Annotated in this window: 13 protein-coding genes; 6 read left to right on the forward strand and 7 right to left on the reverse strand. The window is 69.5% G+C overall.

The genetic code is table 11. From position 1 onward, the window contains the following. The first annotated feature begins 39 nt into the window (after positions 1-39). Positions 40-402, forward strand: a complete 363-nt coding sequence (locus ILP86_RS00740) for an L-rhamnose mutarotase (protein ID WP_058633004.1) — start codon at positions 40-42, stop codon at positions 400-402. After that, on the forward strand, positions 399-1,565 hold the full coding sequence (gene rhaI / locus ILP86_RS00745; protein WP_193761148.1) for an L-rhamnose isomerase: 1,167 nt from the start codon (positions 399-401) through the stop codon (positions 1,563-1,565). Before ILP86_RS00740 ends, rhaI begins: the two co-directional genes overlap by 4 nt. A gap of 2 nt (positions 1,566-1,567) precedes the next feature. Here the strand turns inward: rhaI and xylB are convergent, their stop codons facing one another. The 5 genes from xylB to ILP86_RS00770 all read right to left on the reverse strand — a co-directional run bounded on the left by xylB (position 1,568) and on the right by ILP86_RS00770 (position 7,865). Beyond that, on the reverse strand, positions 1,568-2,965 hold the full coding sequence (gene xylB / locus ILP86_RS00750; protein WP_193761149.1) for a xylulokinase: 1,398 nt from the start codon (positions 2,963-2,965) through the stop codon (positions 1,568-1,570). A gap of 118 nt (positions 2,966-3,083) precedes the next feature. Next, positions 3,084-4,100 (reverse strand): substrate-binding domain-containing protein, encoded by a 1,017-nt coding sequence (locus tag ILP86_RS00755; protein WP_171011038.1) that lies wholly within the window; start codon positions 4,098-4,100, stop codon positions 3,084-3,086. A gap of 125 nt (positions 4,101-4,225) precedes the next feature. Next, on the reverse strand, positions 4,226-5,233 hold the full coding sequence (locus ILP86_RS00760) for an ABC transporter permease (protein ID WP_045263874.1): 1,008 nt from the start codon (positions 5,231-5,233) through the stop codon (positions 4,226-4,228). Then, on the reverse strand, positions 5,230-6,822 hold the full coding sequence (locus tag ILP86_RS00765) for a sugar ABC transporter ATP-binding protein (RefSeq protein ID WP_082108680.1): 1,593 nt from the start codon (positions 6,820-6,822) through the stop codon (positions 5,230-5,232). The genes ILP86_RS00760 and ILP86_RS00765 overlap by 4 nt, the downstream gene beginning before the upstream one ends. Next, complete coding sequence (locus ILP86_RS00770) at positions 6,819-7,865, reverse strand: NAD(P)-dependent alcohol dehydrogenase (RefSeq protein WP_193761150.1); 1,047 nt, start codon at positions 7,863-7,865, stop codon at positions 6,819-6,821. Before ILP86_RS00770 ends, ILP86_RS00765 begins: the two co-directional genes overlap by 4 nt. Positions 7,866-8,021: 156 nt before the next feature. On the opposite strand from ILP86_RS00770, the gene ILP86_RS00775 reads away from it, so the two are divergent. Beyond that, positions 8,022-8,954, forward strand: coding sequence for a sugar-binding transcriptional regulator (locus ILP86_RS00775; protein ID WP_046748663.1), 933 nt, complete (start codon positions 8,022-8,024; stop codon positions 8,952-8,954). 19 nt (positions 8,955-8,973) lie between these two features. Here the strand turns inward: ILP86_RS00775 and ILP86_RS00780 are convergent, their stop codons facing one another. Both ILP86_RS00780 and ILP86_RS00785 read right to left on the reverse strand, forming a co-directional pair. Further along, positions 8,974-10,422, reverse strand: coding sequence for a rhamnulokinase family protein (locus ILP86_RS00780; RefSeq protein ID WP_193761151.1), 1,449 nt, complete (start codon positions 10,420-10,422; stop codon positions 8,974-8,976). Positions 10,423-10,475: 53 nt separating this feature from the next. Further along, positions 10,476-11,261 carry an SDR family NAD(P)-dependent oxidoreductase gene (locus tag ILP86_RS00785; RefSeq protein ID WP_046748665.1) on the reverse strand — a complete coding sequence of 262 codons (786 nt, stop codon included), beginning with the start codon at positions 11,259-11,261 and terminating at the stop codon, positions 10,476-10,478. A 117-nt stretch (positions 11,262-11,378) separates the two neighbouring features. Here ILP86_RS00785 and ILP86_RS00790 point away from each other — a divergent pair, with 117 nt between their 5' ends. The 3 genes from ILP86_RS00790 to ILP86_RS00800 all read left to right on the forward strand — a co-directional run bounded on the left by ILP86_RS00790 (position 11,379) and on the right by ILP86_RS00800 (position 15,685). After that, positions 11,379-12,140 carry a DeoR/GlpR family DNA-binding transcription regulator gene (locus ILP86_RS00790; RefSeq protein WP_058630755.1) on the forward strand — a complete coding sequence of 254 codons (762 nt, stop codon included), beginning with the start codon at positions 11,379-11,381 and terminating at the stop codon, positions 12,138-12,140. A gap of 102 nt (positions 12,141-12,242) precedes the next feature. Continuing rightward, positions 12,243-14,279, forward strand: coding sequence for a bifunctional aldolase/short-chain dehydrogenase (locus ILP86_RS00795; RefSeq protein WP_193761152.1), 2,037 nt, complete (start codon positions 12,243-12,245; stop codon positions 14,277-14,279). Next, positions 14,276-15,685: a rhamnulokinase family protein gene (locus ILP86_RS00800; protein ID WP_193761153.1), complete on the forward strand. Its 1,410-nt coding sequence runs from the start codon at positions 14,276-14,278 to the stop codon at positions 15,683-15,685. Before ILP86_RS00795 ends, ILP86_RS00800 begins: the two co-directional genes overlap by 4 nt. Positions 15,686-15,713: the final 28 nt, after the last annotated feature.

Below are 15,713 nucleotides of genomic sequence, written 5' to 3' on the forward strand. Positions count from 1 at the left end.
CGGCACGAGTGTCGGCCGGACGCTCCCGGAAAGGTCCCCATGATCCGCGTATGCGTGAAGCTCCAGGTGCGTCCGGAGCTTCTGGACGAGTACCGCGAGCGTCACGCGCCGGTGTGGCCGGAGATGCTCGCCGAGATCGCCGCGGCCGGTCGCCGCAACTACTCGCTGTTCCTCGCTCCCGACGGTGAGCTCATCGGCTACTACGAGACCGACGACGATGTCGCGGCGCAGGCATACCTGGCCGCGTCGCCGGTCGCCGCCCGCTGGGAAGCCGAGATGGCCCGCTTCTTCGTCGGCCTCGACGGCCGCCCTGACCAGGCGGCACCCACACTTCCCGAGGTGTTCCACCTCGAAGACCAGCTCTCCACCTCCGGTCTCCCCAACGAAAGCAGCGCATCGTGAGCATCCTCAGTCCCTCGAACCTCGCCATCCTCGCCCAGCAGGGCATCGAGCTTCCCAGCTGGGCCTTCGGCAACTCCGGCACGCGTTTCAAGGTGTTCGGCACTCCCGGCACCCCGCGGGACCCGTGGGAGAAGATCGCCGACGCCGCACAGGTGAACCGCTACACGGCACTCGCGCCGGCGGTGGCGCTGCACATCCCGTGGGACGTGGTGGATTCGTACTCCGACCTGCGCACGCACGCCGAAGACCACGGGGTGACCCTCGGCACCGTGAACTCCAACACGTTCCAGGACGACGATTACAAGTTCGGTGCCCTCACGCACGAGGACGCGGCCATCCGGCAGAAGGCGATCGACCACCACCTCGCCTGCATCGACGTGATGGATGCGACCGGCAGCCGCGACCTCAAGATCTGGCTGGCCGAGGGGTCGAACTATCCCGGGCAGGCCGACATGCGGGGGCGTCAGGATCGACTGCAGGACTCGCTGCAGAGGATCTACGACCGCCTCGGCGACGACCAGCGCCTGGTGCTCGAGTACAAGTTCTTCGAGCCGGCGTTCTATCACACCGACGTTCCGGACTGGGGAACCTCCTACGCGCAGGTCAGCTCCCTCGGTGACAAGGCGATGGTCTGCCTCGACACGGGCCACCACGCGCCAGGCACGAACATCGAGTTCATCGTGATGCAGCTGCTGCGCCTCGGCAAGCTCGGCTCGTTCGACTTCAACTCGCGTTTCTACGCCGATGACGACCTGATCGTCGGAGCCGCCGACCCGTTCCAGCTGTTCCGCATCCTGTTCGAGGTCATCCGCGGCGGCGGGCTGAACAACCCCGACGTCGCGTTCATGCTCGACCAGTGCCACAACGTCGAGGACAAGATCCCCGGCCAGATCCGCTCGGTGCTGAACGTGCAGGAGATGACCGCCCGTGCGTTGCTCGTCGACCGCGACGCCCTCACCGACGCGCAGAAGTCCGGGGACGTGCTCGGAGCGAACGCCGTCTTCATGGATGCGTTCTACACCGACGTGCGTCCGGCCCTCGCCGAGTGGCGCGAGACGCGCGGTCTTCCCGCAGATCCCATGGCCGCGTACCTCGCATCCGGATACCAGGAGAAGATCGCCGCCGAGCGTGTGGGCGGTGTGCAGGCCGGCTGGGGCGCCTGAGCTCAGCTCCGCGCGGCGTACTGCTCGCGGATGATCGGCCGATGGTCGACCGCGAATGCACGTGCCTCGCCGTCGTGCCACGACGGACGCTCGCCGGTGAGCGCCCACGCCGCCTGCACGGCAGCACCGCGGGCGACCGCCTCGTCGATTCCCGGCACCACGATCGGCACGTCGAAGACCTGCGCCGCGATCCGCGAGACCGCCGGGTTGCGTGCGGCGCCACCGATGAGCAGGATGCGCGAGGCCGGCACCCCGCACCGGCGGATGGCGTCGAGGCCGTCGGCGAGCCCGCACAGCAGTCCTTCCACCGCGGCACGCGCCAGCGTCTCCCTGCGCGTGGAGGCGAGCGACATGCCGAACAGCGTGGCCGTGGCATCGGGACGATTCGGGGTGCGCTCTCCCTCGAAGTAGGGCTGCAGCACCAGTCCGCCCGCACCCGGCTCTGACTCCAGCGCCAGGCGTGCGAGTTCGGCGTGGTCGACGCCGAGCAGAACCGCGACGGCATCGAGCACCCGTGCCGCGTTGAGCGTGGCGACGAGGGGAAGATGGTTCCCGCTCCCGTCAGCGAAGCCGGCGACCGCTCCGGTGGCGTCGGCGATCGGGTGTTCGGACACGGCGAAGACTGTGCCGCTCGTGCCGATCGAGATCACGGCGTCGCCCGGTCGGGCATCGAGTCCGAGCGCGCCCCCGGCGTTGTCCCCCAGACCCGCGCCGACCACCGTGCCCGTGCGGGTGACGCCCATCCTCTCGGCAGGTCCGAGCACCTTGGGGAGGCGCGGGACGCGACCGAACGCCCGCGCGAGCAGATCGAGATCGTAGGCACCGGTCGAGGCGCTCCAGTACGCAGTGCCGCTGGCATCGGAGCGGTCCGTCGCGAGCGCCTCGAGGTCGGGGCCGAGGTCGCTGGCGCCGGTCGGCCCGAAGCCGCGCAGCCGCCAGGAGAGCCAGTCGTGGGGCAGGGCGACGGCAGCGACCCTGGCCGCATTGGCCGGCTCGTGCTTGCGCAACCACCGCAGCTTCGCGCCCGTGAACGACGCCACGGGCACGACTCCGACCCGGCGCGCGTATTCCTCGGCACCGACTTCGGTCACGAGCGCCGCCGCGGCCTCGGCGCTGCGGACGTCGTTCCAGAGCAGGGCGTCACGCACCACGCGCCCCTGCACGTCGAGCGCCACGAGCCCGTGCTGCTGGGCGGCGACCGAGATCGCGGCGACGTCGTGCAGTCCGCCGGCATCGACGATCGCGCTCTGGAGTGCCGACCACCAGGCCTCGGGGTCCACCTCCGTGCCGGACGGATGCGCCGCCCGGCCGGAGCGCACGATCTCTCCCGTCTCCAGGTCGTGCACACTCACCTTGCAGCTCTGCGTGGACGAATCCACCCCGGCGACGTATGTCGGCATCCGCTTCTCCCTCATCCGTGAACGACCAGTCCGTGGAACACCAGTGCGTGAGGCACCAGTCCGTCGAACACCAGGGCCGCGAAGACACCGAAGCATCTCCGCGGCCCTGGCGCTGCTGTCACTCGGACTGGCCGGTGAGACCCTCGTAGGCGATGTTGCCGCTCTTGAGGTTCTTGTTGGTCATCTCGCTCAGGTTCTTCAGGAACGCGTCGCGCTCCGTGACCACGTGACCGATCGCCTCGTCGACGTTGTCCTTGGTGATCGCGGGCATCAGGTAGACGGGGTTCTCCTTGACGTCCTCGCCCCGCACGATGGCGGCGGCGTAGGCGACACCGGCCGACAGCTCGACCGTGCCGTTCTGCAGCGAGGTTCCGATGAAGTCACCGTTCTTGACGGCCTCGAGGCCGTCGGCGATCCCGTCGATGCCCACGATCGGCACGTCGGTCATGCCGGCTTCCTTGAGCGCCTGCAGTGCACCGAGGCCCATGTCGTCGTTCTGGGCGATCACGCCGTCGATGTCATCGCCGAAGGCCGAGATCCAGTTGCTGACCTTGTTGACGGCCTCATCGCGCTTCCAGTTCGCGGTGTCCTTGGCGAGCACCTTCACGTCGGGGTTCTCGGCGAGCACGTTGTCGATGCCCTTCCCGCGGTTGATCTCGCCCGAGCCTCCGAGCGGTCCCTGCAGGATGATGACGTTTCCCTTCCCGTCGAGGGCGTCCATCATCATCTGCGCCTCCTGTTCACCCGCGGCCACGTCATCGGGCTGCACCGAGCCGGTGAGGTCTTCGCTGTTGAGCGAGGCGTTGACGTCGAAGAAGGGGATGTCGGCGGCCTTCGCGGCGGCGATCTGCGGCTGCAGCGAGTCGGCCTGCACGGGGATGACGACGATCGCGTCGACACCGGCCGTCACGTACTGGTCGACCTGGCTGGCCTGGGTGTTGACGTCGAGGCCCGCGGAGTTCCACAGGATCTCGATGTTGTTCTCGTCGGCGTAGCGCTCGATGCCCTCTTTGCCCTCCGTGACGAAGGACGACATGTCGTAGACGCTCACGCCGATGGTGATGCGCTCCTGACCGCTGTCGTCTGCGCCGCCGGCGTTCGCGTTCGGGTCGCCGGCGCCGCACCCGGCGAGCATCAGTGCTGCGACGGAGGTGACGGCGAAAGCCGCGGCGATGCGGCTCTTCTTGGTGAACATGGGATTCCTCTCGTTGGGTGGTGCGATGAAGCAGGGTCTTCTTCGTCGGGGTGGTCGTCGGTGTGCTAGCGGCTTCGTCGTCGGGTCGCCCACACGTCGACGGCCACCGCCGCGACGATGAGCACGCCCTTGATGACCTTCTGCCAGTACGCGGGCACGGTCAGGATGTCGAGACCGTTGTTGAGCGTCTGGATGAGGAGCAGGCCGAGGGCGGTTCCCCAGATCGAGCCGCGACCGCCGAGCAGGCTCGCCCCGCCGATCACGACGGCAGCGATCGCGTCGAGCTCGTACCCGACGCCGAGGTTCGGTGCGCCGAGGGTGACGCGGCTGGCGAGCATGACGCCGGAGATCCCCGCGAGCATGCCGGAGATGGCGTACACGCTGAAGATGGTGCGGCCCACGTTGATGCCGGCGATGCCCGCGGCGATCGGGTTGCCGCCGATCGCGTACACGCGCATGCCCCACGTGGTGCGGCGCATGATGATCGCGAGTCCCAGGATGCCGACGATCATCAGGATCACCGGGAGCGTGAGCCCGCCGAACTGCGCGTTGGCGATGCGGGAGAAGTCGGCGGGCAGCCCGGTGATGGGGGCGCCGTTGCCCGCGACATAGGCGACGCCGGATGCGAGAGTGAGCATCCCGAGCGTCGCGATGAAGGGTGGCACTTTGATCACCGAGACCACGAAGCCGTTGATCGCGCCGGCGATGAAGCCGACGACGACACCGGCGACGATCGCGAGCCAGATCTGGTCGGGGAAGGCCTTCGCGGTGAGGCTGCCGAAGACGGCGGATGCGGCGATGACACTGCCGACCGACAGGTCGATGCCGCCGGTGAGGATCACGAGCGTCTGTCCGAGGGCGATCAGGGCGAACGGTGCCGCGGCGACGAGGATCGTCTGCAGGTTGTCGACCGTGCCGAAGCGCGCGCTGCGGTAGAGGAAGAAGGCGATGATGAGCACCATCACGATCACCATCGCGTAGCGGATGGCGAGGTCGCCGAACCAGGTGGGGCTGAAGCGCTTCACTTCCGACTCGGGCACGAAGGTCTGCGCGGCGGTGCGGGTGTCGGTCATCGGTCGTCCTTTGCGGAGGGGGCGGTGCTGCTGGCGGGGGCCTCGGAGATGTCGAGTCCACTCGCGAGGCGGAAGATGCGGTCCTGCACGTCGGGCTGCTGGAGGGCGGCCCGGTCGAGCTCGGCGACCACGCCCCCGTCCTTGAGCACGAGAGCGCGATGCGACAGCGCGAGGATCTCCGGCATATCGCTCGAGGCCATGACCACGGCCATGCCGGAGGCGGCGAGGTCGGTGATGATGCGGTAGATCTCGCTGCGGGCGCCGATGTCGACGCCGCGGGTCGGCTCGTCGAGCAGGAGGACCTTGACCTCGCCGGTGAGCCAACGCGCGAGCACGACCTTCTGCTGGTTGCCGCCGGACAGCGTCTCCATGAGCTGCCCGAGGCCGCGGCTGCGCAGCCTCACCGAACTCATGACCTCGGAGACCGCGTCGACGCGGCTGCGGCCCTTGAGCCATCCCGCGACGGAGAACTGATCCATGCGCGGCAGGGTGGCGTTCGCCAGGATGTCCATGCTGAGCACGGCGCCAGCGCCCTTCCGGTCCTCCGGGACCAGCGCCATGCCTGCGGTGATCGCGTCGGCAGGGCGTCCGCGGCGGACGCGACGGCCCCCGACGGCGATCTCGCCGGCGGTCGAGGAGCGCACTCCGAACAGTGCCTCGATGAGCTCGGTGCGTCCGGCGCCGACGAGCCCCGCGAGTCCGACGATCTCGCCGCGGCGCACCTGCAGGTCGACCGGCTGCGGAGCCGGCGTGTAGTCGAGGCCGCGCACCGAGAGGGCGATGTCGTCGGACGCGGGCGGCAGGTCGGGGAAGAGGTCTTCGAGCTCGCGGCCGATCATCGCGGTCACGATGTCGTCGTCGCTGAGTTCCGAAAGCGGCGCGTCCGCCACGAGGCCGCCGTCGCGGAGGACCACGACCCGATCGGCGATCGCGCGGATCTCCTCCATCTTGTGCGTGGTGAAGAGGATCGCGACGCCGCGGTCGCGCAGCATCCGCATGTTCTCGATCAGACGGGCCACCTCGCGTTCGGCGATCGCGCTGGTCGGCTCGTCCAGCAGCAGCACGCGAGCGCCGGTGCTGGTCGCCTTGACGATCTCGACGATCTGGCGCAGGCCCACCGGCAGGGACCCCATCCGCGTGGATGGGTCGATGTCGACGCCGAACTCCGCGAGCATCTCCTTGGCCTCTCTGGCCATGCGACGACGATCCACGAGCCCGAGGCGCCCCCGCAGCTCCCGTCCGACGAAGATGTTCTCGTACACCGTGGTGTCGAGGATCGAGGCGAGCTCCTGAGGCACGATGGCGATGCCGCGCTGGTGGGCGTCACGTGCCGATCCCGCGGCCAGCTCCTCGCCCCGGACCAGCACCTGACCGGCGTCCGCCTTCATCTGGCCGGAGGCGATCTTCATGAGCGTCGACTTGCCTGCGCCGTTCTCGCCCGCGAGCGCGGTCACGGTGCCCGGCTCGAGATGCAGCCCGACGCCCTTGAGCACTGGTACCCCGCCGAACGCCTTGCGGATGTCGATGCACGCGAGCATGTCGGGCTGCTCGTCGAGGGTGATGCTTCCCGTGCGCTCGAGGTCGGTCATACGTCCTCCGCGTGCTCGCGGCCGGGGCGCACGATGCTCTTCAGCGTCGAGGGCTGCGCGGCGGAATCGAGTGCCTCCCGGACCTCGGCGATACCGAACGTGCCGGTCACGAGGGCGTCGAGGTCGACGGCGCCGGAAGAGACGAGCTCGATCGCGGTCGGCCAGGTGTTCGCGTAGCGGAAGATGCCGGTGACGACCAGCTCGCGGTTCTGGATGGTGGAGACGGGGAGGGCGATCTCGTCGGCACCCATGCCGACGAGTACGGCCACGCCGCCGGGCTTCAGCGCGGAGATGCCCTGCTTCACGGCGACAGGGGAGCCCGAGGCGTCGACGAAGGAGTCGTATCCCGAGCCGAGGGGACCTGCGGCGGGGTCGACCGCCTCTGTCGCGCCGAAACGCAGGGCGACCTCTCGGCGTTCCGCCATCGGATCGCTGATCACGATCTCGGTGGCGCCGAAGGCCCGTGCGGTCTGCGCGGTGACGATGCCGATGGGGCCGGCCCCGGTGATCAGCACCCGGCTGCCCGGGCGCACCCCCGCCTTCTGCACGGCGGCGATGGCGACGGACAACGGCTCCATGAGCGCCGCGGCGTCGTCGCTCACGGAGTCGGGCACGGCGTAGGCGAAGTCGCCCTGGATCGCGACGTACTCGGCGAAGGCGCCATTGATGGGTGGGGTGGCGTAGAACTCGATCTGCGGGCAGAGGTTGTAACGGCCGCTCCGGCAGAACTCGCACACACGGCACGGGCGCTGCGGTTCGATGGAGACGCGCTCGCCGAGGCGGGAGTCGTCGATGTCGGCGCCGACCGCGACGATGGTGCCGCCGGCTTCGTGGCCGAGGACGAGCGGCTCCTCCACGACGAAATCGCCGATGCGTCCCTCGTGGAAGTAGTGGACGTCGGAGCCGCAGATGCCGACCGCGTTCACCCGGACGATCACCTGATCGGGGGCGGGGGCCGGCACGGGGCGGGTCTCGATCGTCAGCTCGCCGGCTCGGACCAGCACGCTCGCACGCATGGTCGTCGGCAGTTCAGTGCGCTTCATCGGGCTCCTCGTGGTGCGTGTGCAGTCGCGCGGTCGTGATTGCTCGACCGACATTAGCCATGCGTGACGGATGAGACAACCAGGTGCTCAGATGAGCGCAGGCGGTCGGATCCGGATATGCTGATCGGACTTGGCGGCGTGAGAGGAAGAGGCGACATGGGACCCGATGAGCTGGTGCGGATCTCGCACGTCGCACGCCGGCATTACCTCGAAGGGCGGACGAAGATCGAGATCGCGGAAGAGCTCGGTCTCTCGCGCTTCAAGATCGCCCGGATGCTGGAGGATGCGCTCGAGCAGGGGCTGGTCAAGATCACGATCGAGGCGCCGGACTCGCTCGATCTCGACCTGTCGATGCAGCTGCGCGCTCGGTTCGGCCTCACGCGCGCTCTCGCGGTGATCACCCCGGGGACGACGCCCGAGCTGATCCAGGACCGATTGGGTCGTGCCGCCGCCGACCTGCTCAGCGAGATCGTCACCGACGGCGACGTGCTCGGGCTCACGGCCGGTCGCACCCTGACCGCGATGGCCGGGCACCTGCGCACCCTGGCGACGTGCGAGGTCGTCCAGCTCGCCGGGGTCGCCGCGCCGACGCCCGAGAACGGCGTCGAGGTGATCCGCCAGGTGAGTCGGATCTCGGGCGGTCGCTCCCGCGCCATCTTCGCGCCCCTGCTCGTGGAGACCGCAGCGACCGCCTCCGCTCTGCGGCGCGAACCCGGCATCATGGAGACCTTCCGCCGGTTCGACTCGGTGACCAAGGCCGTCGTCGCGGTCGGATCGTGGAGTCCGCCCGACTCTCAGCTCTACGACAATGCGGGGAGGGCGGGCGCGCTCGACGAGTTGCTCGCCGCCGGCGTCAAGGCGGAGATCTGCGCGACGCTCATCGACGAGAACGGAGCCGTGGTGGGGTCGGTGGCCGAGCGGTCGCTCGCGGTGTCCACCGAGCAGCTGCGGCACATCCCCGAGGTGATCGCGGTGGCCGGCGGCCCGTCGAAGACAGGTGCCGTCATCGCTGCGCTGCGTTCCGGGATCGTCGACTCCCTGGTGACGGACGCGGCTCTCGCCCGACGGCTGCTCGAGTCGCCGGTCTGAGCGCGACCTGCGCACCGCATCAGCGCGGGGCGGGTTCGTAGTTCCGCAGCTCGGTGGAGGCGCGCACCATGCGGCGCAGGTCGGCGAGGCCTCCGTGCACTGCGCCGTGCGCACGGGCCTGCACCAGGAGGTTCCCCATCGATGTGGCCTCCGATGGCCCGGCCGTCACCGTCCGGCCGGAGCGATCCGCGACCGCCTGGGCGAGGATCGACGACTCGGAGCCGCCCCCGACCAGATGGATCACCCGCACGTCCACGCCCGAGAGCGTCGCCGCTTCCTCGACCTGCCGGGCGACGAAGGCGCCGAGGCTCTCCAGCACCAGCCGCACCACTCCGGCGCGGTCGGTCGGCATGCGTCCGCCGGACTCGGCCACGAGTTCGGCGATGCGCGCGGTCATCTGCCCCGGTCGCAGCAGGCGGGGGTCGCCGGTGTCGACCAGCACTCCGGCGCTCGGGGCGGCGTCCGCACGGGCCAGCAGGTCGCGGCGGGCGGCTGTGCTGCGCGCCCCCCAGCCGTCGAGCCCCCATTCCCGCATGCATTCGTTGACGATCCAGAGTCCCGCGGCGATGCGCAGGAACCGTACGGTGCCGTCGAGGCCGAGCTCGTTCGTGAAACCCGCTTCGCGGGCCTGGTCGCTGGTGATGAGGTGATCGACCTCGACGCCGGTGAGGATCCACGTGCCGCACGAGACGTACGCGAAATCCTGATCGCGGGCTGGCACGGCGATCACCGCGCTCGCGGTGTCGTGTGAGGCCACGGCGGTGATGTCGGTCGCGTCCCCGGGGGCGAGGATCCCCTCGGAGACACGGCCGGTCACCGTGCCGGGGAAGACGACGTCGGGGAAGATCCTCGACGGCAGGCCCAGAGCCTCGATCCGGCTGACATCCCAGCCGCCGCCGCGGGGGAGTGCGAGGCCGGTGCTGGAGACGTTCGTGGCCTCGGCGACGTCCGCGGCGCCGAGCCAGCGTCCGAGCAGATCGGGCATCAGCAGCATCTGCTGCACGGTGTCGAGTCGTCCGGCCTCCCGGTCGGCCGCCAGCTGATAGATCGTCATGATGGGGAGCGCGGTGACCCCGGTCGTGCGGAAGGCCTCGGCGGCGGGCAAGATCTCCTCGACGATCGGGAAGCTGCGCTCGGTGCGGGCGTCGCGCTGATGGAAGGGAGCATCGAGGAGACCGTCGTAGCCGAGCAGGCCGTAGTCGCCCGACCACGCGTCGACGCCGATGCTGGTGAAGGCCGGCCCCTCCCTGCGCAGCCGGGTGAGGCCGACGAGTGCATCTCGATACAGCCGTTGCGCGTCCCACCGCAGGCCGAGCTCATCCGTGAACGCACGGTTGCGGAACCGGTGCACCCCGTCGATCCGCAACCGCTCGCCGTCGACGGTCGCGCTCACGACACGACCGCTGGACCCGCCGAGATCGACGGCGGCAGCTCGGAAGGTCGCCGAGCCGAGGGGCAGTTCGGGCATGCCACTCAGCCTATGGCCGGGCCTCTGGTTCGGGCCTATGGTCCGGTGAGCCCTCAGACGCTGGTGTATCCCCCGTCGATGAGGATGCTCTGCCCCACGACATAGCTCGAGCGCTCGCTCGCGAGATAGACCAGCAGGTCGCCGAGCTCTTCGGGTTGTCCCATGCGCCCCGCCGGGATGCGCCGTACCCACTCGTCGGCCATCTCGGGGTTCTCCGCCACGAAGTCCCTGGTCATGTCGCTGGCGAAGTATCCGGGGGCGATCGCGTTGACGCGGATGCCGAGAGGCCACCATTCGATCGCCGCGCTCTTCGTGAACATCGACACCGCGGCCTTCGAGGTGTTGTAGGCGGCCTGGGTCTGCGGGATGTTCACGGCGAACGCCGACATCGACGACACGTTGACGATGCTGGCCGGGTTGCCGCGGTCCGCCTCGACGTGCCGGCGTGCGAACTCACGGCTCGTGACGAAGGTGCCGGTGACGTTGACGTCGAGCACCCGCCGCCAGTCGTCCGTGCTGGTGTCGAGGAGGGGCGTGCCCGATGTGATGCCGGCGCTGTTGACGAGCACGTCTGCCGCGCCCAGCCGCTCGCCGATGATGTCGAAGGCGGCGGCGACGGATGCCTCAGAGGCGACATCGACGCTGACGCCCAGGCAGCGTCGACCCGAAGCGGACTCCAGGGCATCGGCGGCTTCGGCGACGGTGTCGAGGCGGTCGAGGAGTGCGACCTCGGCGCCCCCGGAGGCGAGGGCCTCGGCCATGGCGTAGCCGAGGCCCCGCGCTCCGCCGGTGACGACGGCCACGCGGCCGAGGAGTGGTTCCGTGGTGTTTCCGAGCATGAGCAGAGCCTAGCGGGGGCGCTCAACCTGGAACACTCACCGCTCATATGAGCGCGCGCGATCGAGGTCGCTGGTCGCGCGATCCGTCTCATCGCGCGCACCGGATAGATTCCTCCCATGGCTCTTTCCGGCAATCTCGAGGCGCAACGACGCCGAGACGAACTCGTCGAACTCGCCAACGGCCCCCAGGGTGTGATGATCGAGGCTGCGGCCGAGCTCTTCGCGGTGTCGTCGATGACGATCCGTCGAGACCTGCTCGAACTCGAGGCGGAGGGTCGTGTGCGCCGCGTGCGCGGCGGGGCGACGGCGGCGCCGCGCGCCCGCCCCTTCGATGCGCGTCGGGCCATCAGGGCCAGCGCGAAGCGAGCGATCGCCGAGAAGGCCCTGCGCCTCGTCCCCGCCCAGGGGAGTGTCGCCTTCGATGCCTCCTCGACGGTCAACATGCTCGCGTCGGCGATCGGGCCGCGCGCAGGGCTCACCGTCTACACGAACTCGTTCGAGTCGTTCCAGGTGCTGCAGCCGCTGGACGGCGTCACCGCGGTTATCTCCGGCGGCACGGCCGAGCCCACCACGGGCAGTCTCGTCGGGCCGATCGCCCGCCGGAGCATGCGCTCGGTCTACTTCGACGCGTTCTTCTCCTCGGCGGATGCGCTCGACGGTGCCGACGGCACGTCCGAGGTGTCGGTCGAAGAGGCCGAGCTGAAGCAGGCGATGGCCGCGAACGCCGGAACGACGGTCGTGTGCGTCGACTCCAGCAAGCTCGGCCGTCGCTCGGTGGCCCGCGCGCTCGACGGCGATGAGATCTCCGTGCTGATCACGGAGCTCGATCCCGCGGACGAGCGGCTGGATGCCTTCCGAGGGATCGCGGACATCCTCTGATCACCGGAACCCTTCTCCTTGACGTCGGTTCGTGTTATCTTTCACATGAAGTAACAGTATGAGTGTGCACGGTCGTGTGCACCGCCCCTGTCTTGGAGAGTCATGACCAACGCCACCGCCGCCGCTCTGATCGCCCGGTCGAACCGCCTCGGCGCCGACCCGAAGAACACCAACTACGCCGGCGGGAACACCTCCGCGAAGGGCACCGAGATCGATCCGGTGACGGGGCAGCCGGTCGAGCTGATGTGGGTCAAGGGTTCGGGTGGCGACCTGGGCACGCTGACCGAGCAGGGCCTCGCGGTGCTGCGCCTCGACCGCATGCGCGCTCTCGTCGACGTGTACCCCGGGCTCGACCGCGAGGACGAGATGGTCGCCGCGTTCGACTACTGCCTGCACGGCAAGGGCGGGGCTGCGCCGTCGATCGACACCGCCATGCACGGCCTGGTCGACGCCGCCCACGTCGACCACCTGCACCCCGACTCGGGCATCGCGATCGCCACCGCGGCCGACGGAGAAGCGCTGACCGCGAAGATCTTCGGTGAGAAGGTCGTCTGGGTGCCGTGGCGGCGGCCCGGCTTCCAGCTCGGACTCGACATCGCCGAGATCAAGAAGCAGAACCCGCAGGCGATCGGCTGCATCCTCGGCGGACACGGCATCACCGCCTGGGCCGGCACCTCGGAGGAGGCGGAGGCGAACTCCCTCTGGATCATCGACACCGCAGCCGCCTACATCGCGGAGAACGGCAAGGCCGATCCGTTCGGCGGCGTCCGCTCGGGCTTCGAGGCCCTCCCGGCTGGGGATCGGCGTGGGCGCGCGGCGGCCCTCGCCGGCACGATCCGCGGCATCGCCTCGACCGACAAGCCGATGGTCGGGCACTTCACCGATGCCGACGTGGTGCTCGACTTCGTGGCCTCCGAGAAGGCGCCGACGCTCGCCGCCCTCGGTACCAGCTGCCCCGACCACTTCCTGCGCACCAAGGTCAAGCCGCTGATCCTCGACCTGCCGGCCACCGCATCCGTCGAGGAGCAGATCGCCCGCCTGCACGAGCTGCACGCGCAGTACCGCACCGACTACCAGGCCTACTACGACGCGCATGCCACGGCCGAGTCGCCCGCCATCCGCGGCGCCGACCCGCTCATCGTGCTGATCCCCGGCGTGGGCATGTTCTCGTACGGGGCCAACAAGCAGACCGCCCGCGTCGCCGGCGAGTTCTATGTGAACGCGATCAACGTGATGCGCGGCGCCGAAGCGCTCTCGACGTACGCTCCGATCTCGGATGCCGAGAAGTTCGACATCGAGTACTGGGCGCTGGAGGAGGCCAAGCTGCAGCGGATGCCGAAGCCGAAGTCGCACCAGGGACGCATCGCCTTCGTCACCGGTGCCGCCTCCGGCATCGGCAAGGCCATCGCCACCCGTCTCGCCGCCGAGGGTGCGTGCGTCGTGATCGCCGACCTCGACCTCGAGAAGGCGCAGGCGGCGGCCGCCGAGCTGGGGAACACCGATGTCGCGATCGGCATCGCCGCGAACGTAGCGGATGCCGACGCTGTCCAGGCCGCGTTGAACGAGGCTGTGCTCGCCTTCGGCGGCGTCGACCTCGTGGTCAACAACGCCGGGCTCTCGCTGTCGAAGCCGCTGCTGGAGACCACGGAGAAGGACTGGGATCTGCAGCACGACGTGATGGCGAAGGGGTCGTTCCTGGTCTCGAAGGCCGCCGCTCGGGTGCTCATCGACCAGAAGCTCGGCGGCGACATCATCTACATCTCGTCGAAGAACTCGGTCTTCGCAGGACCCAACAACATCGCCTACTCCGCGACCAAGGCCGACCAGGCACACCAGGTGCGGCTGCTCGCGGTCGAGCTCGGCGAGTACGGTATCCGTGTGAACGGCATCAACCCCGACGGCGTGGTCCGCGGCTCGGGCATCTTCGCCTCCGGGTGGGGTGCGAACCGTGCCGCCACCTACGGGGTCAAGGAGGAAGACCTCGGTCAGTACTACGCCAACCGCACGATCCTCAAGCGCGAGGTCGTGCCCGAGAACGTGGCGGACGCGGTGTACGTGCTGACCGGTCCCGAGCTCAGCCGCACCACGGGCCTGCACATCCCGGTCGACTCCGGCGTCGCCGCGGCGTTCCTGCGATGAGCGTTCGCGCGGTCGCGGCCGTCGATCTCGGGGCGACCAGCGGCCGCGTGATGATCGGGCGGATCGGGGAGGGGCGGCTCGAGCTCGAACTCGTGTCCCGCTTCCCGAACGGTCCCGTGGAGCGGGAGGACGGACTGCACTGGGACTTCGACGCCCTGTATGCGCACGTCGTGGACGGGCTGGCGGAGGCGGTGCGGCGGGAGCCGACGATCGAGAGCATCGGGATCGACTCCTGGGCCGTCGACTACGGCCTGCTCGCGGACGGCGTTCTCCTCGCCGAGCCGTTTCACTACCGCGACTCCCGCACGGCTCAGGGCGTCGCCGAGGTGCACGCCATCGTGCCGTTCTCTGAGCTGTACGCTCGCAACGGCCTGCAGTTCCTGCCGTTCAACACCCTGTACCAGTACCGGGTGGACGAACGGATGACCGCGGCCGACACCGTGCTCCTCGTCCCCGATCTGGTCGCATTCCTCCTCACCGGTGCCAGCGTCGCCGAGCGCACGAACGCCTCCACGACGGGGCTGCTGAGCATCGACGACGGTGATTGGGACACCGACCTCGCGACGCGCATCGGCATCCCGCCGCGTCTCCTGCCTCCGTTGGTCGACCCCGGCGCGGTGATCGGGTGGCTGCGGCCCGAACTCGCCGAACTCGTCGGCAAGGCTCTCCCCGTGATCGCCGTCGGGTCGCACGACACCGCCTCTGCCGTCGTCGCCGTCCCCATGACATCGCCCTCAGCCGCCTACATCTCGTGCGGCACGTGGGGCCTGGTGGGTCTGGAACTGGCGGAGCCCGTGCTGACGGATGCGGCGCGCGAGGCGAACTTCACGCACGAGCTCGGCGTAGACGGTCGATACCGCTTCCTGCACAACGTCACCGGCCTGTGGCTGCTGAGTGAGAGCGTGCGGGCGTGGGAAGCTCAGGACGGTGCACGCATCGACCTGACCGAGCTGCTCGCGGAGGCGGCCGCCGTATCGGACGACGTACCGCTGTTCGATGCGAACGATCCTTCGCTCAGTGCACCCGGCGACATGCCCAGCCGCATCGCGACGCTGGTCGAGGCGTCAGGAGCATCCGCTCCGACGGAGCGAGCCGTGTTCACGCGCAGCATCGTGGAGAGCATCGCCGCGGCGTTCGCCGAGACCGTGCGCGCGGCGTCCGACCTCTCCGGGCGTGAGGTCGACGTGATCCACCTCGTCGGCGGCGGATCCCTGAACGCGCTCCTCTGCCAGGCCATCGCCGATCGTTCGGCCCTGCCGGTGCTGGCCGGCCCCGTCGAGGCGACCGCGCTCGGCAACGTGCTCGTGCAGGCGCGTGCGCTGGGCGCAGCGGTCACCGACCTGGAGGGGCTGCGCGAGCTGGTCGCCGCCACGCACCAGGTCCGTCGGTTCGAGCCGCGCGGCTGACCGCTCCGCTGACCGCGCGGCTGACCGT

Origin of the sequence: Microbacterium sp. R1, from assembly GCF_015159725.1 — a bacterium.
Taxonomy (GTDB): Bacteria; Actinomycetota; Actinomycetes; order Actinomycetales; family Microbacteriaceae; genus Microbacterium; species Microbacterium oxydans.

What these genes read in the sequence shown, in the direction of transcription:
- ILP86_RS00740 (WP_058633004.1), top strand. Translation starts at nt 40, where the DNA reads ATGATCCGCGTATGCGTGAAGCTCCAGGTGCGTCCGGAGCTTCTGGAC.
- xylB (WP_193761149.1), bottom strand. Translation starts at nt 2,965, where the DNA reads ATGCCGACATACGTCGCCGGGGTGGATTCGTCCACGCAGAGCTGCAAG.
- ILP86_RS00755 (WP_171011038.1), bottom strand. Translation starts at nt 4,100, where the DNA reads ATGCTCGCCGGGTGCGGCGCCGGCGACCCGAACGCGAACGCCGGCGGC.
- ILP86_RS00760 (WP_045263874.1), bottom strand. Translation starts at nt 5,233, where the DNA reads ATGACCGACACCCGCACCGCCGCGCAGACCTTCGTGCCCGAGTCGGAA.
- ILP86_RS00765 (WP_082108680.1), bottom strand. Translation starts at nt 6,822, where the DNA reads ATGACCGACCTCGAGCGCACGGGAAGCATCACCCTCGACGAGCAGCCC.
- ILP86_RS00770 (WP_193761150.1), bottom strand. Translation starts at nt 7,865, where the DNA reads ATGAAGCGCACTGAACTGCCGACGACCATGCGTGCGAGCGTGCTGGTC.
- ILP86_RS00775 (WP_046748663.1), top strand. Translation starts at nt 8,022, where the DNA reads ATGGGACCCGATGAGCTGGTGCGGATCTCGCACGTCGCACGCCGGCAT.
- ILP86_RS00780 (WP_193761151.1), bottom strand. Translation starts at nt 10,422, where the DNA reads ATGCCCGAACTGCCCCTCGGCTCGGCGACCTTCCGAGCTGCCGCCGTC.
- ILP86_RS00785 (WP_046748665.1), bottom strand. Translation starts at nt 11,261, where the DNA reads ATGCTCGGAAACACCACGGAACCACTCCTCGGCCGCGTGGCCGTCGTC.
- ILP86_RS00790 (WP_058630755.1), top strand. Translation starts at nt 11,379, where the DNA reads ATGGCTCTTTCCGGCAATCTCGAGGCGCAACGACGCCGAGACGAACTC.
- ILP86_RS00795 (WP_193761152.1), top strand. Translation starts at nt 12,243, where the DNA reads ATGACCAACGCCACCGCCGCCGCTCTGATCGCCCGGTCGAACCGCCTC.
- ILP86_RS00800 (WP_193761153.1), top strand. Translation starts at nt 14,276, where the DNA reads ATGAGCGTTCGCGCGGTCGCGGCCGTCGATCTCGGGGCGACCAGCGGC.